The organism is Alloalcanivorax xenomutans (genome assembly GCF_032810065.1).
Classification (GTDB): Bacteria; Pseudomonadota; Gammaproteobacteria; order Pseudomonadales; family Alcanivoracaceae; genus Alloalcanivorax; species Alloalcanivorax xenomutans.
This window is the reverse complement of the sequence record NZ_CP136538.1, coordinates 4,243,472-4,266,136: the sequence shown is the minus strand read 5'-3', so window position 1 is coordinate 4,266,136 and position 22,665 is coordinate 4,243,472. Positions and strand designations below refer to the sequence as shown.

The following is a 22,665-nucleotide window of genomic DNA, read 5'->3' as shown; positions in this document are numbered from 1 at the left end:
CGGCAAGGGCGGGAAAATCGTCGCTTCGGACGGTGCTCCCGCCTGGTCACGCTTTGAGAATTCAATCAATCGGTGCCGTCCGTGTCGGGCGGCACGCCGCAGGAAGGATCAAAACATGAGTGAAGCCTATATCGTTGCCGCGGCCCGCACCGCGGGTGGCCGTCGCGGCGGCCGTCTCTCCGGCTGGCACCCCGCCGATCTTGCCGGCCAGGTACTCAATGCCCTGCTGGATCGCGCCGACGCGGACCCGGCTCTGATCGAGGACGTGATCATGGGCTGCGTCGGCCAGGCCGGTGAACAATCCAATAACGTGGCCCGCAACGCGGTACTGGCCTCGCGTCTGCCGGAATCGGTGCCGGCCACCTCGGTGGACCGTCAGTGCGGGTCTTCTCAGCAGGCGCTGCATTTCGCTGCCCAGGCGGTGATGTCCGGCACCCAGGACATCGTTATCGCCGCCGGCGTGGAATCCATGAGCCGGGTCCCCATGGGATCTCCGTCTTCTCTGGCGCGTCAGCAGGGGTTGGGGCACTACTTCAGCCCGGCGATGAAGGAACGCTACCCGGATATTCCCGATTTCAGCCAGTTCATGGGCGCCGAGATGATGGCCGAGAAGTACGACCTGGCCAAGGACGAGTTGGATCGCTTTGCCCTGCTCAGCCATGAGCGTGCCAAGCGCGCCACCGAAGCCGGTGACTTCAAGGACGAAATCGTGCCGCTGCCGGTTCGCAGTGTCGATGGCGCCGGTGACGGCGAAACCCACGACGTGGATGAAGGCATTCGTTTCGACGCTACCCTGGAAGGCATTCAGAACGTCAAGTTGCTGAAAGAAGGCGGGCGTATCACCGCCGCCACCGCCAGCCAGATCTGTGATGGCGCGTCCGGCGTCATGGTGGTCAACGAACGTGGTCTGAAAGCCCTGGGACTGGAGCCCATGGCTCGCATCCACCATTTGACCGTGATCGGCCACGATCCGGTGATCATGCTGGAAGCGCCGATTCCGGCCACCGAGCGGGCACTGAAGAAAGCGGGCATGAGCATCGATGACATCGACCTTTTTGAAGTCAACGAAGCTTTCGCGCCGGTACCTCTGGCCTGGCTGAAAACGCTGGGCGCCGACGCCGACCGTCTGAACGTGAACGGCGGCGCCATTTCCCTGGGGCACCCGCTTGGTGGCTCCGGCACCAAGCTGATGACCACGCTGTTGCATGCTCTGAAAAAGCGCAACAAACGCTATGGTTTGCAGACCATGTGTGAAGGTGGCGGTCTGGCCAACGTGACCATCGTCGAGCGCCTCTGATCCCGGGCGCCCCGATCACCTCGCGGGCCGGGGCATACCGGCTTGCGGGGTCCGTTCGGTGGACGAACGGCATAACGAATAACAAAAGGAGGTATCCATGCAGGGTCTGATGCAAGACAAGCCGCTGTTGATTTCCTCGCTTATCGAGCACGCGGCCACTTTCCATCCTGAACAGGAAATTGTCTCGCGCAGCATTGAGGGGCCTATTCATCGTACCAATTACCGGGAAATCGCCCATCGCGCCAAACAGGTCGCCAACGTCCTGAATGAGCTGGGTGTCGAATTCGGTGATCGGATCGGTACCCTGGCATGGAACACCTGGCGGCACATGGAACTTTATTTCGGGGTTTCCGGGTCCGGTGCGGTGCTGCATACGGTGAACCCCCGTCTGTTCCCCGAGCAAGTGGAGTACATTCTCAATCATGCCGAGGACAAGGTGCTGTTTTTTGATACCAGCTTCGCGCCGCTGGTGGAGAAACTGGTTCCACAACTGAACAGTATCGAGCATTTCGTGGCGCTCACCGATCGCGCCCACATGCCCGAGGTCGATATTCCCGGTCTGCTTTGTTACGAAGACCTGGTGGAAGCCGCCAGTGCCGAATATGTCTGGCCGGAATTCGATGAACGCACCGCGTCGAGTCTGTGCTACACCTCCGGCACCACCGGCAACCCGAAAGGGGTGCTGTACTCCCATCGTTCCACCGTATTGCACTCGCTGATGGCGATGGCGCCGGACGCCTTCAATGTCAGCGCCCGTTCGACCCTGCTGCTGGTGGTGCCGATGTTTCACGCCAACGCCTGGGGCATGCCCTATGTGGCGGCCATGGTTGGTGCGAAAATGGTTCTCCCCGGTGAACATCTGGACGGTGAGCATCTCTATCCGCTGATGCGTGACGAGCGAGTGACGTTCTCCCAGGCGGTACCCACGGTGTGGCTTATGTTTTTCCAGTATCTGGATGCCCATCCGGAACTGGATCTGGATAAGGAACTGTGTATCGACACCATCGGTATCGGCGGCAGTGCTCCGCCCCGGGCCATGGTACGGCGGCTTGAGATCCAGCTGGGCGCCCAGGTGATTCAGGGCTGGGGTATGACCGAGACCAGTCCGCTGGGTGTGGTCAACCGGCCTCTGCCGAAACACGATGGCCTGGACCGCGATGGCCTGGATGAACTGAAGGTGAAGCAGGGGCGCGGCATCTGGGGCGTGCATATCAAGATCGTCAACGATGAAGGCGAGCCGCAACCCTGGGATGGCGTGCATTCCGGCCATCTCTATATACGAGGCCCCTGGATCGCCAGCGGCTACTTCCGGGCCGAAGGCGGTGGCGTGCTCGATGACGAGGGCTATTTCCCTACCGGTGACATCGCCACCATGGACCCGGATGGCTATTTGCAACTGGTGGACCGGGCCAAGGACGTGATCAAGTCCGGGGGGGAGTGGATTTCCTCCATGGATCTGGAAAACGCCGCCTTTTCCCATCCCGGCGTGGCGGAGGCCGCGGTGATCGCCATTCCCCATGAAAAATGGCAAGAGCGCCCGCTAATGGTGGTGGTGAAGCGCGAGGGCGCGCGGGTTGATGAAGACGAGATCATGGCGCACCTGGCCGAGCGGGTGGTGAAGTGGTGGCTGCCGGACGACATCGTGTTCGTGGACGAACTGCCGCATACCGCCACCGGGAAGCTGCTGAAGACCAAACTGCGTGAGCAATTCGCCGGTTATCGCCCTCGACGCGAAGCGGAGAGGTCCTGATTTATTTACCTTGAATTCCGCGTCTGTATTGCAGGCCAACCGTCCCATCGGCGTCTCTCAGGAGACCGGGCGCGGAGTTCCTTTTTAATCTCTTCCCTTTGTTTTCCCCTGGCGCTTGCTCCCGCTCTTCCTCCGGCTCATCTTCCGGCTCTTTGTTCCGGGAAGGGAGACTTCGTCGGAACCGACGATGATACCCGCACAAACCGCCTCTTACACTCGAAGCGCCGATGGATGAAGCGTTGCCATATATTCCCTCCAAACCCGAAATGGCAATGAATCAATTGGCTTTACTTAATAGATCACTGTTTCAGAGCCCTCTGGTTCGTCATGGAAAAGACTTAAAACAAAAACGCCGTGTCCGTTGATAACGGCGCGGTAACGCACGGGAGTCGCAATATGGCCTGGATAACAACAACAGCAAAAATCGACCTGCTTTTCCGCTAAGGAGCTTTATTTATGTATGCATTGGGTCGTTGGCTATCCAAAATCACTAATCTCATGACCGTCATCGGTGGCCTTGCCATCGCGTTGATGATGCTCCATGTCACCTTCGATGTTATTGGCCGCTATGTTTTCGGTACCCCGATACCGGGAACCATCACCATCGTCTCGCACTACTACATGATCGTCGCCGCCTTCGTGCCCCTGGCCTATGCCGAGCAGAAGAACGCTCATATTACCGTGGAAGTAGTGACTGAACGGTTGCCCCAGATCGTTCAGAAACATCTGGAAGGGTGGGCGCTGGCGTTTTCCGGCGTGGTGTTCTCTTTCCTGACGGTGCGGACCTGGGGCGAAGCCTTGTCCAAACACGCGATTAACGCCTCCGTGGTGCAAGGGGACGCCAGTATCGCCGTCTGGCAAACCTACTTTGTCCTGCCGGTGGGTATCGGCCTGATGACCCTGGTTCTTTTTTATAAGTTCATTGTTTATTTATTCGGTTTGAAATCCGGTTTGGATGACGAACGCGCGCAGCCGGATGAGATGCCGATTGCCTCGAGCCATCATTCGGACGCGAACTAGGAGACCGGCGATGAGTGACGTACAAATTGGTTTGACCGGTCTGGCTCTGCTATTGGTCTTGATCGGGTTGCGCGTGCCAATAGGCATGGCGTTGATCGGCGTATCCTTTGGCGGTTTGTGGTATCTGATGGGCTGGGGCGTGGCGTGGGGCTCTCTGGGCCTGATTCCCTATCAATTCGCCGCCAACTGGGTGCTCAGCTCCGTTCCCATGTTCCTGCTGCTGGGGTTCATCTGCTTTCATGCTCAGTTAACCCAAGGGCTGTTTCGTGCGGCGCGGCTATGGCTGGCGTCCATTCCCGGCGGTCTGGCGGTGGCGTCGATCTTTGGCTCCGCCGGCTTTGCGGCGGTATCCGGTTCTTCCGTGGCGTGCTCCGCGGCCATGGGACGCATCGCGGTGCCGGAGATGATTCGCCATAAATATCATCCGGAGCTGGCCACCGGCACGGTGGCGGTGGCCGGTACCATCGGTGCGCTGATCCCGCCATCCATCATCATGATCCTGTACGGCATCATTGCCCAAGTCCCGATCACCGGCTTGTTTCTGGGCGGTATCAGTGCCGGCATCCTGACCACGGTGGGGTACATCCTGGTGGTGATGATAAGAGTGAAGCTGAATCCGTCTCTGGCCCCGGACGTCAAGGAAGAGGTTTCCAGACGGGAAAAGATCGCGGCGCTCAAGGAAACCTGGCCGGTTCTCCTGATCATGATCGGTATTTTCGGCGGTCTGTTCGGCGGCATTTTCACGCCCACCGAAGCCGGTGCCGTCGGTGCGTTCCTCGCCTGTATCGTTGCCTGGATGCGCAAGGCCCTGACCTGGGAGCGGTTTCGCAACGCAATTCTGGAAACGCTGCTTACCACCGGCGCCTTGATGGTGATCGCCGTGGGCGCGAGCCTGCTGACCCGTTTCCTGGCGCTGTCCGGCGCCGGTGATTATCTGTCCTCTCTGGTTATTGGTGGCGGTGCCAGTACTTTCATGGTGTTGGTGATGATCGTGCTGATCTATCTGTTGCTGGGCATGTTCCTGGAGCCGATTGGAGCCATGCTGCTGACCCTGCCCATTGTTCTGCCGATTATCGGTGCCGCCGACTTGAGTCTTCTTTGGTTTGGCGTGGTGCTCACCAAGTTGCTGGAAATTGGCATGATCACGCCGCCGATTGGCATGAACGTGTTCGTGATAAAAGGGGTGGTGGGTAATCTGGCCTCCACCACCTCGATCTTCAAAGGCATTTTCTGGTTCCTGATCATGGATCTGTTCGTGCTGATCTTCCTGATGAGCGTGCCGGACTTTATTTTGTTTCTGCCTCGTATTATGGGGTAGGCCTGCGCGCGGCGCGCCATGCCCGGGCGCGCCGCTACTTACTGATGACGGATAACAACAGGGAAGAACCCGATGACAAAACAATACGACCTTTCTGACTCTGTTCAGGTGGCCATTCGCAACACCATTGGCGATGCTCTGCGCCGCTCCGCCGGCCGCCAACCCACCGCGCCGGCCCTGCAATTCGAGGATCGTCTCTGGTCCTACCAGGAGCTGGATCTGGCCGCCAATCGGGTCGCTAACGGCTTGCTGGCATTGGGATTGCAAAAAGGGGACCGTGTCGCCGCCTACGGCAAGAACTCCGACGCCTATGTCCTGCTCTGGCTGGCTTGTGCCCGTGCCGGTTTGATCCATGTGCCGGTGAACTACGGGTTGGTCCAGCGTGAGCTGGCCTACATCTGTAACCAGTCCGGCGCCCGTGCCCTGTTTTGCGACCAAAGCCTGGCGGCCAATGTGGAGGCGGTGCGCGGAGAACTCGGCGTTGAATTGCACGGATCCCTGCGCCTTGGTGAAGCCGGTGGAGAGACCGATATTCTGGCCCTAGCCCAGGGCGGCGGCAGCGCGGAGGCGCCGGACGTATTGCTCGACGATGACGATGTGGCGCAGATCCTTTACACCTCCGGTACCACCTCCGATCCCAAGGGAGCCATGCATACCCATCGGTCTCTCATGGCGGAATACCAATCCTGCCTGTTACATCTGGATATCAGTGGCAAGGACCGCAGCCTGGCGGCACTGCCTCTGTATCACTCGGCGCAGATGCATGTGTTCTTGATGCCGGGCCTGCTGTGCGGAGCGTTCAACTATCTCATTGATGCGCCGGTGGCGGAGCAGGTTCTGGCACTGATCGAAGAGCAGAAGATTACCTCGTTCTTCTCTCCGCCAACGGTGTGGATCGGTCTGTTGCGTCACGCGGATTTCGATCGCCGGGATCTGAGCACCTTGGAAAACCTGTACTACGGCGCGTCCATTATGCCGGAGCCGATCGTCCATGAATTGGCTGAGCGGCTGCCCCAAGGGCGCCTGTTCAACTGCTATGGTCAAAGCGAAATCGCGCCGATGGCGACGGTTCTGGGCCCCCATGAGCATGCCGACCGGCCCAGCTCCTGCGGCCGTCCCCTGACCTCGGTGGAGACCCGGGTGGTCAAACCCGGCACCCTGGAGGATTGCAAGCCGGGGGAGCAAGGCGAGATCGTGCATCGTTCCCCCCACTTGATGGTGGCCTACTGGGACAAGCCCGAGGAGACCGCGGAAGCCTTCAAGGGCGGCTGGTTCCATTCCGGCGATCTGGCCTACCAGGACGAGCAGGGCTATCTGTATATCGTCGATCGTATCAAGGATGTGGTGAATACCGGCGGCGTTCTGGTGGCCAGCCGCGACGTTGAGGAAGCCTTGTACGGTCACGAATCGGTGGCGGAGGTGGCGGTGATCGGGGTGCCTCACGAAAAATGGATTGAGTCGATTGTTGCCGTCGTTGTGGTAAAGGAAGGCAAAACCGCCGACGCCGCGGCGCTGATTGACCATGCGCGTCAGCACCTGGCGCCGTTCAAGGTGCCCAAGGCGGTGCATTTTGTTGAGGCTTTACCGAAGAACACCGCGGGAAAACTGCTCAAGCGCACGCTTCGTGAACAGTACGCGAGCTGAAGTGGAGGGGCCATGTATCTGACACAGCCGTTGCACAAGGCTTTGCGCGAGTGCCCCGGGCGGGAGGCCCTGGTCTTCGCCGATCGCCGTTCAACGTATCGGGATCTGGTGGGTGAGGTGGCCACGCTGGCGTCGGTATTGAAAGGGCTGGGCCTGGAAGAAGGGGAACGGGCCGGCATCCTGGCTCTGAACTCGGATCGTTACGTGACATTCGTGTTCGGCGTGCTTTGGGCTGGCGGCGTCTTCAACACCGTCAATATTCGCTGGAGTCCGGTTGAGATTGCTTATTCACTGGACGATTGTGATACCCGGATTCTGTTCGTCGATGATGAGTTCGTGCCATTGATCAAGGAAGTGCGGACTCTGTCGAAATCGCTTGAGACCGTCGTGTACATCGGCGAGAAAGCCTGCCCCGAGGGCATGTTGAATCTGTCTGAATTAATGGCCGGAGCGGAGCCGGTGGACGACGCCGGGCGCAGCGGCGACCAATTGGCTTGCATTCTTTATACCGGAGGCACCACCGGGGCTCCGAAAGGCGTGATGCTCAGTCACGCCAATCTGTACACCTGCTCCATCGGCGCGGTGATGCCCGCTTGCCGTGGTGACGGTGTGGTGGGATTGCATTCGGCGCCCTTTTTCCACGTGGCCGGAGTGGGGCTGATCCTGCAGTTGACGTTGCGGCTGGGTACCCACGTGATCGTGCCCCGGTTCGAAGAGGTGGCGGTCATGAGCGCCATTCAGCAGGAACGAGTGGTGGAAACCTTCCTGGTGCCGACCATGATGCGCGCCGTGCTCGCGCACCCGCGATTCCCGGAATTCGATCTCTCTTCCCTACGCTGCATGATGTACGGCGCGTCACCCATTGACAGCACGCTGTTGAAGAAGGCCATGACCGCCTGGCCGGAGGCGTCCTTCCTGCAGCTCTACGGTATGACCGAACTCTCACCGGTGGTCTGCATTCTCCCGGATTATTGCCATAGCGACGCCGCTTACGCCGATAAGTTAATGGCGGCCGGGTTGCCGGCGCATATGGCGGAGGTGCGCGTGGTCGACAGTGAGGATAACGAGGTGCCACGCGGCCAGGTGGGCGAGATCGTCGCCCGTGGCCCGATGGTGATGCGGGGCTACTGGAATAAGCCGGAGCAGACCGAGGAGGCATTACGCCGAGGATGGATGCATACCGGCGATGCCGGCTACATGGATGACGCCGGCTACGTTTTCCTGGTGGACCGGATCAAGGACATGGTGGTGACCGGCGGTGAGAACGTTTATTCGGTGGAAGTGGAAGACGCCTTGCTACGCATGCCCGCCATTGCCCAATGCGCGGTGATCGGGGTGCCGGATGAAAAGTGGGGTGAACGGGTTCACGCGGTCATTGTTCTGGCCGCGGGAGCGGAGGCCGCCGAAGCGGATATCGTTGCTCACTGCAAGACATTGATCGCCAACTACAAGTGCCCCCGCAGCTTCGAGTTCGTGGATGAGATGCCGCTGTCCGGCGCCGGCAAGATCCTGAAATACAAACTCAAGGAGGCTCATTGGAGTGGTCAGGGGCGCCGTATCGGCTGACCTCAAGGACGTCCGCCATGGACAGCGCAACACAAACAATCGGCGGAGGGCGGCTCCAGACCCGCCGCCATAGGGAGAGCAACATCATGGCACCACGCGCTTTGCTGCAACGTATTGTTATTGCCACGGTCTTCATGGTCGGCGTGCTTGGCGGTACATCGGCGTCCGCCCGTACCATCAGCTATGCCACCGGCTATCCGCCCAACTCCATCGGCTCCGACTCGGCGCTGGCCTATGCCGACGCACTTAAAGAGCTTTCTGGCGGTGATCTCAGCGTCAAGGTCTTTCCGATGTCCTTGCTGAGTTTCAGTGAAGCCTCACCCGGTATCCGCGACGGTATGGCGGACTCTGGATTCGTGTTGTTTTCCTATTTTCCCTCGGAATTTCCCAACACCAATCTGATCGCGGAACTGACCATGTTGCTGGAGCTGGACGATGTGGCCCCGAGCCATGCCGGTCTGGCCTATGTCGGTGCCATGTCGGAGTATCTGTTCCACCATTGCCCGGAATGTGTCGAGGAATTCGCCGCGCAAAACCAGGTGTTCACTGGCGCATCCGCCAGCGCGCCCTACATGATGTTATGCAACAAGGAAGTGACCAGTCTCGCCGATATCAAAGGCAGGCGGTTACGTAGTGCCGGCCCTCAATGGGCGCGTTGGGCACAAGCGGTGGGAGGAACACCGGTGACCATCTCCGTCAGCGATGCCTATGAAGCGCTCAATCAGGGCGTTCTGGATTGCTCCATCAGCTCCAGCGTGGACCTGGATATCTTTCGCCTTTCCGAAGTGGTCAGTGATGTCACCGCCGGCGTTCCTGGCGGCGTCTTTGGCGGCACCGGTGTCAACAACTTCAATCGGAAAGTCTGGCAGGGTTTGAGTGAAGCGCAACGCGAGCAGGTGCTTCGTGCTTCAGCCACTTTCGGAGCGATCATCAGTTGGGACTACCAGGTGGGGGCCGCCAGGGAACTCGAGGCCGCGCCGAAGCAAGAGATCAAAGTGCATGAACCGGCCGGGGACCTGCAACAAGCATCGCACCGCTTCATCGTCGAGGACATGAAGACCATCGCCCGCAATTATCAGTCCCGTTCGGGGGTTGATAACGCCGAGCAAAGCATCAAGGCGTTCCAGCCGATCCTGTCGAAATGGGTCAAGCTGGTAAAAGAGGTCAGCAACCCGGAAGAACTGGCGGAGATCTACTGGCGGGAGACCTATTCCAAAGTGGACGTGAGCGAATACGGCTTGTGAGAACCTGCTTAAACAGGCTCCAAGCCGCATCGGCCTGGTCTGTTGGCCTGGCCGCCATGACCGGAGCTGGCCTGCTTCGGATTTGAAAATGCTAGGAGAATAATAATGACGATACAGCCACGACGCGCTGCCATCGCCGCGCTGACCCTGTGCGCGGGAGCCATCACCTTCGGTGTCGCCGAAGCCCGAACCCTGACCTACGCCATGGGCTATCCGCCCAAATCGATTGGCGCCAACGCTGGTGAAGCCTACGCCAAGCGGCTCGAGGAATTGTCCGGCGGTGACCTCAAGGCACGGGTGTTTCCCATGTCTCTGCTCAGCTTCAAGGAAACGTCCGCGGGCGTACGTGATGGTATGGCGGATTCGGGGTTCCTGCTGATTTCCTATTTCCCTTCTGAATTTCCCTATACCAATCTGATTACCGAACTGACCATGGTGGATGAGCTGCAGGGCGTTCCCGACAGCCACGTGGGGCCTGCTTACGTGGGCGCCATGTCCGAGTATGTCTTCCACCATTGTGATGGCTGTCAAAAGGAAATGGCGGACCAGAATCAGGTCTTCAATGGCAGCATGTCGACGCCGCCCTATGCCTTGCTGTGCACCAAGCCGATCGCCACCGAGGAACAGCTGAAAGGTGCGCGCCTGCGTAGCGCCGGTGCCTTGTGGGCCCGTTGGGCGGAGACCATGAATGCCACGCCCGTGACGCTGTCCATCAGCGACGCTTACGAAGGGCTCAGCCAGGGAGTGATCGATTGCACCATGAGTTCCACCGTGGAGCTGGATATCTTCAACCTGCGTGAGGTGGTCAAGGATGTGACCGTGGGCGTGCCCGGCGGCATGTACGCGGCGGTGGGTGTGAACAACGTCAATAAATCCGTTTGGAAATCGCTCAGTGAAGAGGAGCGTTCCCAGGTCCTGAAAGCGTCCACGGTTATTTCCGCCAAGGGCAGTTGGGATTACCAGCTCGGCGCGGCAAAGGAAGTGCGGGACGCGAATGACAACGGCATCACCGTGCACCAGCCGAGCGAGGCACTGGTGGCGGCCACCCGTGCCTTCGTGCGTAAGGACGTCGATACCATCGTCAAGAATTACGTGGAACGCCATAACATCGACAACGCTCAGGAAATGGTCGATGAGTTCCGGCCGCTGCTGGCCAAATGGGTCAAGCTGGTGGACGGCGTGGACAACGCCGAGGCGTTGGCCGATCTGTATTGGCGGGAAACGTTCTCCAAGGTGGACGTCAGCACCTACGGTCTTTGATCAAGCCGGGGCGCGCCCGCGGGTGGCGCCCCTTGCCGGAGTAAACCATGGAAACCAAGTCAGTGGATCTTCAGGCTTTTCGTCAGGAGGTCCGTGCCTTCATAGAACAAGAGGCGGATGAATCGATTCGGGAAGCCGGCCGCAAGATGACCAGTTTTTTTCCGCCGTTCGAACAGTGCATGCGCTGGCACCGCAAACTGCACGCGCGCGGCTGGTCCGCGGCGTCCTGGCCAGAGCAGTACGGCGGGCCGGGATGGAGCCGCGAACAAAAGCGCATCTTCGAGGAGGAGTGCCGGATTGCCGGTGTGCCGCGATTGCTGCCTCAAGGTCTGGGCATGGTTGGCCCGGCGATCATGAAGTTCGGCACCGACGAACAGAAACGCCGTTTTCTGCCAGGCATCGCCTCCGGTGAGGATTTCTGGGCCCAGGGGTATTCCGAACCCAATGCCGGCTCCGATCTGGCCTCGCTCGCCTGTCGAGCCGAGCGCCGCGATGACCACTACGTTATCAACGGCAGCAAGACCTGGACCACCTACGCCCACCATGCCAACCGCATGTTTCTGTTGGTGCGCACCAGCAACGAAGGAAAGCCACAACAAGGCATCAGCTTCTTTCTGATTGATCGTCTCGATCGTCCGGGCCTGGAAATCCGGCCGATCATTGGTCTGGACGGCTTTCCTGAACAGTGCGATGTGTTCTTCGACAACGTCGAGGTGCCGCTGGATTGCTGTCTGGGAGAGGAGAATCAGGGCTGGACGGTGGCCAAATATCTGCTCGAGCACGAACGTGGCGGCAGCGCGTCTTTTGCCGCCACGTTCGGTATGGAGCTGAACCGGATCCGGGAGCGGGCCGCCGAACTCGGCGACGGCTTTGGCGGTATTCTGCGTGACGACCCGGTGTTTCAGCAGCGCTTCACTCGCCTTTATCTGGAAGTCGCTGCTCTTGATGCCACCGAGAGCCGCTTCGCCGCGATGGAAAAGGGCTCGCCTGAGTCGGGGCCGATGAGTTCGATGATCAAGATCACCGCTATGGAAACACTGCAACGCATTACCGAACTGGCGGTGGAAGTGGAAGGAAGCCCGACACTGACTTTGCAACTGGCGGCGCTGACCGTCGGCGCCGGGGTGGCGCCTGAAGGGCCGGAGCAGGCGCTCACCGTGATGCCCAAATATCTTAACAACCGGGCCGCCACTATCTTTGGCGGCAGTAACGAAATTCAACGCAACATCATTGCCAAGATGTTGTTGGGCTGAGGGACGCGACATGGCTTTTCTTAACGACGAAACCCGCGTCATGCTGGAAGACAGCGTTGATAAATTTCTCGGTGCCCATTACGACTTTCACCAGCGCCACGCCTGGGTGGAGCAGGAACCGGGGTACAACCGGGAGCACTGGCAACAGTTCGCCGAACTGGGCTGGCTGGGTCTGCCTTTCGCCGAGCGCCATGGCGGTCTCGGCGGGGATATCACCGATACGCTCGGCCTGATGCGGCGCTTCGGCGGCGCGCTGGTGGTGGAGCCTTATCTGAGCGTGGTGGGGCTGGGTGGTCAGGCCATTGCTCGGGCGGATAATCACGATGTCGCCGATAGCCTGCTGCCCGAACTGATCGCCGGCAAGGCCATGCCGGTGCTGGCCTGGGAGGAAAGCATCGGCCGCGGCAATCCTGAGCATCTGGCCACCAGTGCCCGCCGTATCGACAGTGGCTGGCGTCTGGAAGGCGAAAAGGTGGCGGTGGTCGGCGGTGACCTGGCATCCCATTTCGTGGTGTCGGCGCAGGCCTTCGAAGACGACACCGGGCCCACGGTGGAGCTGTTTCTGGTCCACGCCGATGAGCTCCAGGTGACCGGCTTTCCCACCATGGATGGGCATCGCGGCGCCCGTTTGACCCTGGCCGCCGTGGACGTCGATGACACCCGGCGTTTGACCCGGAATGGGCGTGGCGCTGAAGTGCTGCGTCAGGTGCTGGAGCAGGGGATCATGATGATGGCGGCGGAAGCGGTGGGGGCGATGCAGGCGCTGTTGCGCCGTACCCTGGACTATACCCGGACGCGCCGGCAGTTCGGCGTGCCGATCGCCTCTTTCCAGGTGCTGCAGCATCGAATGGTCGATATGCATATCGCCATGAAGAATCTGGAACATCTTCTGGATGCCGTGGCGGGCCGCTGGCAGCAGGCTCCGTCGCACGCCCGGGACAGTGCGCTGCTGAAGGCGCAGTTGTGTCAGTCCGGCCGTTATGTGGGGCAGCAGGCGGTGCAGTTGCACGGTGGGATCGGCATGACCGATGAGCTGGATGTTGGCCACTATTTCAAGCGGCTGACCGCCCTTGGGTTGCTGTTTGGTGACGAAAGCTATCACCTCAAGCGGGCTTGGGCGGCGTTGTAAGGTGCGGTTACAAGTCCTCGTCACGGACTGCCTGACGAACCAGATTCCAGATCTGTTCGCTCAGGGCCTGCTCCGTGGGGCCCTGGATCGGCATTGAATCGAATTCAAGTCAATGCTGAAAGAGCCATCACAACAACAAAAGGGAGGAGCTCATGCCACGCAAGATCGCCAATTTGAGCGTGCTGGACAGTGATCTGGCCGCTCGCCACAAGGCCTTGCGGCCATCCGCCGAGCGCAGCTCGCCGGAGATCGATCGGGACTTCGACACCCTGATGCGTGATGGCTACGTCATCATCGAGGGCGTGCTGGATCGGGACACGCTGAGCGATATTCGCTCGCGGATAACCCCGTTATTGGACAAGACCGGCAGGAATACCTTCGAGGGGGCCCGGACACAACGGGTCTACGACGTTTTCTCCAAGACCCGGGTTCTGGATCATCTGGCGGATCACCCTCGTATCCTGGGATTGATGGACAAACTGTTCCTGCCCAATTACCTCATCAGTCAGGCCCAGATCATCAACATCCTGCCCGGGGAGGCGCCGCAGCTTCTGCATGCGGATGACAGTTTCTATAAAGTGCCGCGGCCACGGCCGCCGTTGGGCGCGGCGACGATCTGGGCGATCGATGACTTCACCGAGGATAATGGCGCCACTGTGGTGATCCCGGGCAGCCATGCCTGGGGACAGGACCGCAGGGGGCGGTGGGAAGAAGCGATACCCGCAGTCATGCCGGCTGGCTCGGTGCTGTTTTTCCTGGGGACCACCTGGCACGGTGGTGGAGAAAACCGTTCCGACAAGCCCCGTCTGGCGGTGACCTGCCAGTATTGCGAGGCCTATTTGCGGCAACAGGAGAACTTTCTGCTGGAGCTGTCCAGGGAAGTGGTGCGTGAATTGTCGCCGGAGCTTCGGTCGCTGATCGGCTATTCCATCATGCCGCCGTTCATGGGCATGGTGGATGGCAAGCACCCGCTACGGCTGCTGGAGGAAGAGTGATGAGCCTCGTTTTCCTGGAGGTATGAACTTGGAGGTCGCTACAAGGTCGCTGTAGGAGCCAGCCCTGCTGGCAAACAGATTCGCCAGCAGGGCTGGCTCCTGCAGCGGCTTCGTAGTTCGGTCCGTGGGAAGCTGCTTTAGCGGCGAATGGCGCGAGAGGATGGATTCGCGCCCGTTGGGCGCTCACCCTTCGGGCGCCCTGCGGGCGTCCACTCTCCGCCTGCGGCGTCGAGTGTCGAACGAAGGTTCGAATCAAGGCCCTCGAGCAGACCCGATAAAACACAAAAGCCCGCGCAGGGCGGGCTTTTGTGTTTTATATGGCCCGCCCGAGAGGATTCGAACCTCTGACCTCTGCCTCCGGAGGGCAGCGCTCTATCCAGCTGAGCTACGGGCGGAAAACGATTTTCACGGCACTTTCGATGGCACCCCGGGGGCGCGGACGCGCATGATAGCGGTTCAGCGTCGACGAGTCCACGATTGGGAATGAACGGCAAGGCGCGTATAATCATCCGGCTTGTGGACGGAGCCATGATTCCGTCCCTTCAGGGTTCCGCGTCAGGGGGTGATGCGGACATCGGCTATACCCGGGGGGAGAGGCGTGAAAAGCACGTTTTTCCTGGGTTTCAGCGAGGCTCGACGGGTCGGCATTTTACAATCTTTTCCCGCGATACCGGAGTGGATTCGGTAACCTCTTGCGACATTAGGATGGAGAAAAAACGGTGCGTATCGCCTACCTAGAAGACGACCAGGCCCAGGCCGAGCTGGTGACACACTGGCTGCGCGAAGCAGGCCACACGTGTATGCACCTGTCCAGCGGTCGCGAGTTCATGAGCTTGCTGCGACGGGACACCTTCGACCTCCTGGTACTCGATTGGGAAGTGCCTGATATGAGTGGTTACGCCGTTCTCGAGGAAGTGCGTGCCAGTGGCAATCGCACGCCTGTCCTGTTCGCCACTCAACGCGATGACGAGTCTTCCATCGTGGGCGCGCTGACCCAGGGAGCCGACGACTATATGGTTAAGCCAGTTAAACAAGCGGAGCTGCTGGCCCGACTCACTGCCCTGGGGCGGCGAGCGGGTGTTGCCGACATGGACGATCAAGGAACCCTCAACGTTGGACCCTGGACCATCGACCGGGCCCGGCGACAGATCTTTCTCGACGACGAAGCCGTCAAACTCACCGACAAGGACTACGAACTGGCGTGTTACCTGTTCCAGAACGTAGGCAAACTGATGTCCCGGGCACACCTGCTGGAAAAGGTGTGGGGTATCATGACGCCGATCGAGTCCCGTACGGTGGACGTTCATATCAGCCGCATCCGCCGCAGCCTGCAAATCCGTCCCGAACGCGGCTATCGCATCAAGACGGTGTACCAGCATGGCTACCGGCTGGAACCCATGGAAGAATAAACGCCTATGCTTTCCCGCTGGTTGGCCGCCGTGGTGCTGTGCGTGATCGCCGCCACGGCGCAAGCCGATGCCAATGCCGATCACTGGCAATACACGGTTCGTCCTGGCGACACGCTGTGGAATCTGTGTGAGCGTTTCGCTCAGGACCCGGTATTTTGCTGGCGCCAACTGGCGGCGAACAGCGCGGTGGATGATCCCTATCGCATGTCTCCGGGCAAGGTCATTCTGATCCCGCTCGCCTGGCTCAAGGAGCAACCGATGCCCGCCCGTGCCGAACGGGTCAATGGCCAGGTCTGGCTGCGGGTTGGCGATAACGATCCGGAACCGGTGGAAAACGGCGCGGAGATTGCCTTCGGCGACACCATCGAGACCGGCGAGGCCGGCAGTGTGGTAGTGCGTTTCGCCGATAATTCCGAGGTGGCGGTGAAGCCCGACACCGTGCTCAAGGTGAATCATTACCGGCGTTTCGTCGATGTCGGCAACGAGCCCACGGAGCTGCAACTGGAGCGGGGCGCCATCCGCAACACCGTTACGCCCCGGGATACCGATGCCCGGGTGTTTCGTGTCTACACTCCCGGTGTGATGACCGCGGTTCGCGGTACCGAGTATCACGTTCGCGTCACCGATGACGCCGTCACTCTCAGCGAGGTGGTGAAAGGCGAAGTGGAAGTCGCCGCCGCCCGCAGTGCCACGCCTGTGCCCGCCGGCTATGGCACTCTGGCGCGGGATGGCCAGGCGCCGGCCCAACCGGTCAAATTGCTGCCGGCTCCGGAGGTGACATTGAAGGCTGGCGGTCGCAGCCTGCGCGCGGAATGGCCGCCGGTGGAAGGCGCCGAAGCCTATTCAGTGGAATTGTTCGATGCCGATGGCGTTCTGCGACAGAGTGAGCAGATCAGCGAACCGCAATGGCGAGCCAAACCCCAGGCCGGCGAGTATCAGCTACTGGTAAGGGCGATTGATGCGCGAGGACTGCGTGGGCAGGAGCGTTTGCTGGACGCCACGGTATCCAAAGGCGCCTGGCCCTGGGACGCTCTTCTGTTCATCGGCGGTGCCGGTTTGCTGCTCGCGCTTTGACCCTCCATGTCCTGGTGGCCACCGTCCAGGGCGGCCACCTTCATTCTCGATGCGCTTCTTCTTTTTGCCGCCTTCGTCGCGTAAAAAAACATTGGAAATGAAAGGCGTAGATCGGGATAGTGATAACTCCGGTTTGATGCCATAACAAAGGCGCCCGGCGGTATCCAAGGGAAGAGGTTCGGGGTTCATGAGTAGAGGGTTCGATAGCCACCAGCGCCGTTATCTGGTTGAGCACATGTCCGTGCTGTTGGTGGTGGCGAGCCTGTGTACCCTGCTGTCCATCAGTGGTGGTCTGTCTTTCCTCAATCGTTACGTCTACGACACCCTGCTGCCGCGGCTGCCGACGGAGCCCTCCGGCGACATCCTTATTGTCGGCATCGATGAGTACAGCCTGCGGGAAGTGGGGCGCTGGCCCTGGGATCGCAGCATCCATGCCCGTCTGATTGATCAACTCTCCAAACAGGGTGCCCGTGGGGTGCTGATGGATCTGATCCTGTCGGAGCCGGACCGGTCACGTCCGGCGGCGGATCAGGCGCTGGTCCGGGCGCTGTCCGAGAACGGCAATGTTTATCTGCCGGTGCATGTGGAGCAACTGCGCTCCGGCGGGCAACTGATCGAGGTATTGCCGGCGGGGCCCTTCGCCCGCGCCGCCCGGGGGCTCGGCCATGTGGATCTGGAGCTGGATGGTGACGGGGTGGCCCGTTCGGTCTACCTGCGTTCCGGGATCGGACAACCCTGGTGGCCACACATTACCCAGGCGATGCTGGAAGGCGAGGGCCTGATCCCCGAGGACCGCTTTCCCGCCGGCGAAAACGACGATTTCGTCGGTCTGGCCAATGTTCGCAAATACCCCCGTTACATCCCGTTCGCCGGCGGCGCGGGAAGCTATCCGCACGTCTCCGCGGTGGATGTGCTGGAGGGCCGGGTTCCGGACCAATTGATCAAGGACCAGTTCGTGTTCATCGGCGCCACCGCCGCGGGGCTGGGCGATATGCTGCCGACCCCCATGGCCGGGCAGGGGGACCTGATGGCAGGCGTCGAGATCAACGCCAATATCTTCGATGGTCTGCGCCATGAGCGCATGATTTCAGGCATGAGCCGGCCCTGGGCCATAGCCCTCGGCGTGTTGCTGGCCTTACTGGCACCGCTGCTGCTGCCGTTCTTCTTGCCGCGCTGGAGTATTCCGCTGATTCTCGGCTCTCTGCTGTTCACGCTGGGAATCTGCTACGCGCTTTTGGCGGTCTGGCAGATCTGGTTTCCGCCGGCGGCCTCGGCCATCGCCGCGGTGGTGGCTTATCCGCTGTGGACCTGGCGGCGCCTGGAGTACTCCATGGCGTATATGCGTAATGCTCTGGAGCGCTTGGCGGAATACAGTGATCTGAACCGCCGTCTCACCGAGCCGGCGCCGCTGTCGCGGATGCTGCGCATGCTGGATCAAGTGCTGCCGGTGCGGGCCTGGCGGCTGCAGGCCCAGGCCGGCGCCCCGGTGTCCGGCGGCGAGCAACTGGAAGCCACGGCCTGGCGGGGGCAGCTGTCTCGCCGCTATCCGTTCCGCCATGACGGCAAACGTTATGAACTGACCGTGGTGTGGCGCCAGGCTCTGGATGCGGACACTTATGATTACTGGATTCGCGCCATGCTGGCGCGTACCGAAACCCATCAGGCCGGTATCGGGCCCCGCTACGAGGTGCTGGAGAAGCATATCGAGCGATTGCGCCGGGAGGAGCACCGCCAGCAGGCCCTGACCCGCTTCTTCCAGGTTGGTCTGGCGCAGATGAGCGAAGGAGTGCTGATCACCGATGCCTGTGGCGGCGTGGTGTTCATGAATCCGCAGGCGTCCTATCTGCTCAGTATCGAGGGCGTGGCCCAGGACACCCTGGGGCTGGCGGATATTGGCCGCGAACTGGAATTCACCGGTGATCGCGGTTGGCGCACGCTGCTTCAGGAAGCGCTGGCGGATGGTCGGGTGCAGAAAGAATGCCGCAACCGCCGTGGCATGGATCTTTATCTGGATATGATTTTGGTACACGCCGGCGACCAGCCGGGGCGCATGCTGATCATCAGTCTCAAGGACATTTCCGACGTCAAGCAGGCCATGCGCACCCGGACCGAGATGCTTGATTTCCTGTCCCATGATCTGCGTTCGCCGATGGTGTCGGTGCTGGCGTTGGTGGGCAAGATGCGGCATGGCCCGGACGGTGAGCGGTTGTCGGACTTCCTGGACAACGTGGAGCATTACGCCGAACGTAACCTGAACATCGCCGAGCAGTTCCTGCAACTGGCCCGGGTCGAGGGAGTGGATTCGGTGGAGATGATGGAGCTGGACATGCTCGATGTGGTGGAATCCGCCATCGATCAGGTGCAGATCCAGGCCCAGGCCCGGGATATCACCTTGCGGTTCGCCTATGACGAGACCGAGGAGGTCTGGGTAAAGGGCAATAACGAGCTACTGGAACGGCTGGTGGTGAATTTGCTCACTAATGCGGTCAAGTACAGCTATGAAGGCAACTCGGTGGATGTGCGCCTGTTTACTCAAGGGGGGCAGGTGACCTGTGAGGTGCGGGATCGCGGCGTGGGCATTCCGGAGGCGTTCCAGGACAAGCTGTTCGACCGTTTCAGTCGCGCCAGCACCAGCGGCGGGGCCCGTACTCGCGGGGCCGGCCTGGGGCTGCGCTTCGTCAAGGTGGTGACGGAGCGTCACGGTGGCGATATCAAGGTGGCCAGCGCTCCCGGCGAGGGCAGCCGTTTTACCCTGTTGCTGCCACGAATCCAGTTATCCTGAGCTAGGGCCTGTTCAGCCTATTTCCATCCCGCCTGCTGGATGCCCATTTTGCCTCCAGATAGCTACTCCCAAGGTACTGATTTTATCCCCGCGATTTCTGAGGGTATAATCGCGCCCGCAATAACAAACAGAGCCGGCACGTCTCTGAATGAGTCCCGGCCCCGAGGGGCAGCCGGGCGTTATTCAAAGCTGTGTTTCGGGACATACCAATAACCGAGGTGGAACCGTGAAAAAAATGCTGACTGCTGGCCTGATTGTACTGGCCACCCTGTTCGCCGGCGCCGTAATGGCCGCCAGCACCAAGGACATTTCCCCGTATCCTCTGGGCGAGCGCTCGGTTCTGGGTGACCGTGCCACCGCCGAGCGGATCAAACCGGTGGGGTCTGTGTGCGTGGAAGGCGAAGAGTGCGGCAGCGCGGTGGCCGCCGCGGAAGGGAGCGGTGAACCCCGTTCCGGCCAGGCCGTGTACGATACCGGCTGTGCCGCCTGTCACGCCACCGGCGCCGCCGGCGCGCCCAAGTTCGGTGATGCGGGTCAGTGGGCCAGCCATATCGAAAAGGGCATGGACACCCTGGTCAAGCACGCTTTCGAAGGCTTCAATGCCATGCCGCCCAAAGGCATGTGCATGGATTGCTCCGAAGAGGAAATCCGCAACGCGGTGGAATACATCGTCGAGAACAGCCAGTAGTTTCGGCGGATACGCCATTCGCTGCCAAGGCAGCTCCCACAGCGGCTTCGTAGCAGAGCCTGTGGGACGCTGGCTTGCCAGCGAATGGGCCTTGGCGGCAAAGGATTCGCTTGCAGCGGCTCGCCGCCTGGATAAAGGTCCAGCGGTTTCATGGCCCGGTTCGTGGGCTTTCCGGAACCCTCTTACTCCAGCAACGCCTTGAGATTGGCCAGGCTGGCTTCGGCCATCTCGTTGTCCCGTTCCTCATCGCGGGGGGCGCCTTCTCCGATATATTCCAGATCGTCCGGCGGCAGTTCGTCGATAAAACGGCTCGGTGTGGTATCCACCTTCTCGCCATACTGTTTGCGGGTGCGTGCCTGGGTCAGAGTGAGGGTTTCCCGCGCCCGGGTGATGCCCACGTACATCAGGCGGCGTTCCTCGACGATATTGTCTTCCTCGATGCTGGTGCGGTGCGGAAGCAGCTCCTCCTCCACGCCCATCATGTAAACATGGGGAAACTCCAGCCCTTTTGAAGCATGCAGGGTCATCAGCTGGACCCGGTCGGAGTCGTCTTCCTCGTCCTGCTGCTCCAGCATGTCCATCAGGACCAGCTTGCCGATTACCGCTTCAAGGTCGCTGGACCCGTCGTCCTCTTCTTCCTGCTTTTCCAGCATGCGCTCGATATTGCGCACCAACTGCCAGACGTTTTCGATGCGCTTTTCACCGATGCGCGGGCTGGAGGCGTTTTGCATGATCCAGCCTTCGTAGTCCATTTCAGTGATCAGTTCCTTCACCGCCTGCAGGCTATTGTGCCGGAAGCAATGTTCACGCTTGCCATCGAGCCACTGTTTGAACTCCCGCAGTTTCTCCGCCGCCTTCGGTGGCATGGCCTCGCTCAGACCAAGGTCGCCGCAGACGTGATACAGGCCCTGATCGCGCCGGCCCGCCCAGGCCGCCAGCTTTTCCAGGGTGGCCGGGCCCACTTCCCGGCGGGGCGTATTGATGATGCGCAAAAAGGCGTTGTCGTCGTCCGGATTCACCAGCAAGCGCAGATAGCACATCAGATCCTTGATCTCGCTGCGCGAGAAGAAACTGGTGCCGCCGGAGACCTTGTAGGGAATCGACAGCGATTGCAGCTTCATTTCCAGGATGCGGGACTGGAAGTTGCCGCGATAGAGAATGGCAAAGTCCTTCCAGTGCAGCCCCCGCTGCAGGCGGCGGTGAAACAGATCGCCGGCGATCCAGTCGGTTTCCCCGTCCTCGTCGCGCAGCGCCGCCACCCGTATTGGTTCGCCGTAGCCGTAGTCCGACCACAGGCTTTTCTCGAACACGTGGGGATTGTTGGCGATCACCGTGTTGGCGGCCTTGAGGATGCGGCCGGTGGAGCGGTAATTCTGTTCCAGCTTCACCACTTTCAGGGCCGGCCAGTCCTGCTGCAACTGATCCAGGTTTTCCGGGCGGGCGCCGCGCCAGGCGTAGATTGACTGGTCGTCATCGCCGACCACGGTGAAGCGGCCTTCCGGCAGGGTCAGCATGCGCACCAGCTCGTACTGGGCGCCGTTGGTGTCCTGATATTCGTCCACCAGCAGGTATTGCAGGCGATGACGCCACTTCTCCAGAATCCGTGGCTGTTCGCGGAACAGCTGCACCGGCATCATGATCAGGTCATCGAAATCCACCGCGTTGCAGGCGCGCAGCATGCGGTTGTAGCCGCTGTAGGCCATGGCCGCGCGTACTTCTTCCTCGGTCTGGGCCTGGCTCACCGCTTCCTCGGGGGACACCAGCTCGTTTTTCCAGTCCGAGAGACACTTATGCACCGCCTCCACCGCGTTCAGGTCCCGCTCGGATTCCCCTTGAAGCAGGATTTCCTTGAGGATCTCACGGCTATCGGTCTGGTCGAGAATGGAGAAGCCGGAACGCAGGCCGCAGGCCTTGAGTTCGCTCTTGAGAATGCGCAGACCCAGGTTGTGGAAAGTGGAGACGATCAGGCCCCGGCTCTGGCCGCCCTGGACCAGGCTTTGCACCCGTTCCTTCATTTCCCGGGCCGCCTTGTTGGTGAAGGTCACGGCGGCGATGCGCCGGGCCGACACGCCCCGCTCCTGGATCAGCCAGGCGATCTTGCGGGTGATCACGCTGGTCTTGCCAGACCCCGCTCCGGCCAGCACCAGCAGTGGGCCGTCGGCGTAATGGACCGCTTCCCGTTGGCGAGGATTCAACGAGGTCATGAGGGCTCCAGGGGTAAACGAAGGCGCGTATC

Annotated in this window: 16 protein-coding genes and 1 tRNA gene; 15 read left to right on the top strand and 2 right to left on the bottom strand. The window is 60.7% G+C overall.

The features are described from left to right. Positions 1-115: 115 nt before the first annotated feature. The 11 genes from RYH70_RS19700 (at position 116) to RYH70_RS19650 (ending at position 14,476) form a co-directional block, all read left to right on the top strand. A complete protein-coding gene (locus RYH70_RS19700) occupies positions 116-1,297 on the top strand; it encodes an acetyl-CoA C-acetyltransferase (protein ID WP_022994753.1) in 1,182 nt (393 codons plus the stop codon). Between the two features lie 97 nt (positions 1,298-1,394). Further along, positions 1,395-3,047: a long-chain-fatty-acid--CoA ligase gene (locus tag RYH70_RS19695; protein WP_317009560.1), complete on the top strand. Its 1,653-nt coding sequence runs from the start codon at positions 1,395-1,397 to the stop codon at positions 3,045-3,047. A gap of 456 nt (positions 3,048-3,503) precedes the next feature. Further along, complete coding sequence (locus tag RYH70_RS19690; protein WP_022994755.1) at positions 3,504-4,067, top strand: TRAP transporter small permease; 564 nt, start codon at positions 3,504-3,506, stop codon at positions 4,065-4,067. A 10-nt stretch (positions 4,068-4,077) separates the two neighbouring features. Further along, positions 4,078-5,385 carry a TRAP transporter large permease gene (locus tag RYH70_RS19685; protein WP_317009559.1) on the top strand — a complete coding sequence of 436 codons (1,308 nt, stop codon included), beginning with the start codon at positions 4,078-4,080 and terminating at the stop codon, positions 5,383-5,385. A gap of 72 nt (positions 5,386-5,457) precedes the next feature. Continuing rightward, the gene (locus RYH70_RS19680; RefSeq protein ID WP_317009558.1) at positions 5,458-7,029 is read left to right on the top strand and encodes a fatty acyl-CoA synthetase; all 1,572 of its coding nucleotides are present in this window, start codon (positions 5,458-5,460) and stop codon (positions 7,027-7,029) included. A 12-nt stretch (positions 7,030-7,041) separates the two neighbouring features. Beyond that, on the top strand, positions 7,042-8,595 hold the full coding sequence (locus RYH70_RS19675; protein ID WP_317009557.1) for a long-chain-fatty-acid--CoA ligase: 1,554 nt from the start codon (positions 7,042-7,044) through the stop codon (positions 8,593-8,595). 86 nt (positions 8,596-8,681) lie between these two features. Beyond that, positions 8,682-9,839: a C4-dicarboxylate TRAP transporter substrate-binding protein gene (locus RYH70_RS19670; protein WP_317009556.1), complete on the top strand. Its 1,158-nt coding sequence runs from the start codon at positions 8,682-8,684 to the stop codon at positions 9,837-9,839. Positions 9,840-9,944: 105 nt separating this feature from the next. After that, positions 9,945-11,099: a C4-dicarboxylate TRAP transporter substrate-binding protein gene (locus RYH70_RS19665; RefSeq protein WP_055100401.1), complete on the top strand. Its 1,155-nt coding sequence runs from the start codon at positions 9,945-9,947 to the stop codon at positions 11,097-11,099. A gap of 47 nt (positions 11,100-11,146) precedes the next feature. Continuing rightward, on the top strand, positions 11,147-12,352 hold the full coding sequence (locus RYH70_RS19660) for an acyl-CoA dehydrogenase family protein (RefSeq protein ID WP_022994761.1): 1,206 nt from the start codon (positions 11,147-11,149) through the stop codon (positions 12,350-12,352). Between the two features lie 10 nt (positions 12,353-12,362). Further along, the gene (locus RYH70_RS19655) at positions 12,363-13,481 is read left to right on the top strand and encodes an acyl-CoA dehydrogenase family protein (protein ID WP_317009555.1); all 1,119 of its coding nucleotides are present in this window, start codon (positions 12,363-12,365) and stop codon (positions 13,479-13,481) included. Between the two features lie 152 nt (positions 13,482-13,633). Beyond that, complete coding sequence (locus RYH70_RS19650) at positions 13,634-14,476, top strand: phytanoyl-CoA dioxygenase family protein (RefSeq protein ID WP_284455378.1); 843 nt, start codon at positions 13,634-13,636, stop codon at positions 14,474-14,476. Positions 14,477-14,794: 318 nt separating this feature from the next. Here RYH70_RS19650 and RYH70_RS19645 read toward each other — a convergent pair. Then, a tRNA-Arg gene (locus RYH70_RS19645) sits at positions 14,795-14,871 on the bottom strand. Positions 14,872-15,195: 324 nt separating this feature from the next. Here RYH70_RS19645 and RYH70_RS19640 point away from each other — a divergent pair. The 4 genes from RYH70_RS19640 (at position 15,196) to RYH70_RS19625 (ending at position 20,429) form a co-directional block, all read left to right on the top strand. Continuing rightward, complete coding sequence (locus RYH70_RS19640; RefSeq protein ID WP_014996509.1) at positions 15,196-15,885, top strand: response regulator transcription factor; 690 nt, start codon at positions 15,196-15,198, stop codon at positions 15,883-15,885. Between the two features lie 6 nt (positions 15,886-15,891). Beyond that, entirely contained in the window at positions 15,892-16,959 is a 1,068-nt protein-coding gene (locus tag RYH70_RS19635; protein WP_317009554.1) for a FecR domain-containing protein, read from the top strand. Between the two features lie 187 nt (positions 16,960-17,146). Beyond that, entirely contained in the window at positions 17,147-19,741 is a 2,595-nt protein-coding gene (locus tag RYH70_RS19630; protein WP_284455380.1) for a CHASE2 domain-containing protein, read from the top strand. 235 nt (positions 19,742-19,976) lie between these two features. Further along, a complete protein-coding gene (locus RYH70_RS19625; RefSeq protein ID WP_022994766.1) occupies positions 19,977-20,429 on the top strand; it encodes a c-type cytochrome in 453 nt (150 codons plus the stop codon). A 182-nt stretch (positions 20,430-20,611) separates the two neighbouring features. On the opposite strand, the gene rep is transcribed toward RYH70_RS19625, so the two are convergent. Beyond that, positions 20,612-22,633: a DNA helicase Rep gene (rep, locus tag RYH70_RS19620; protein WP_317009553.1), complete on the bottom strand. Its 2,022-nt coding sequence runs from the start codon at positions 22,631-22,633 to the stop codon at positions 20,612-20,614. Positions 22,634-22,665: the final 32 nt, after the last annotated feature.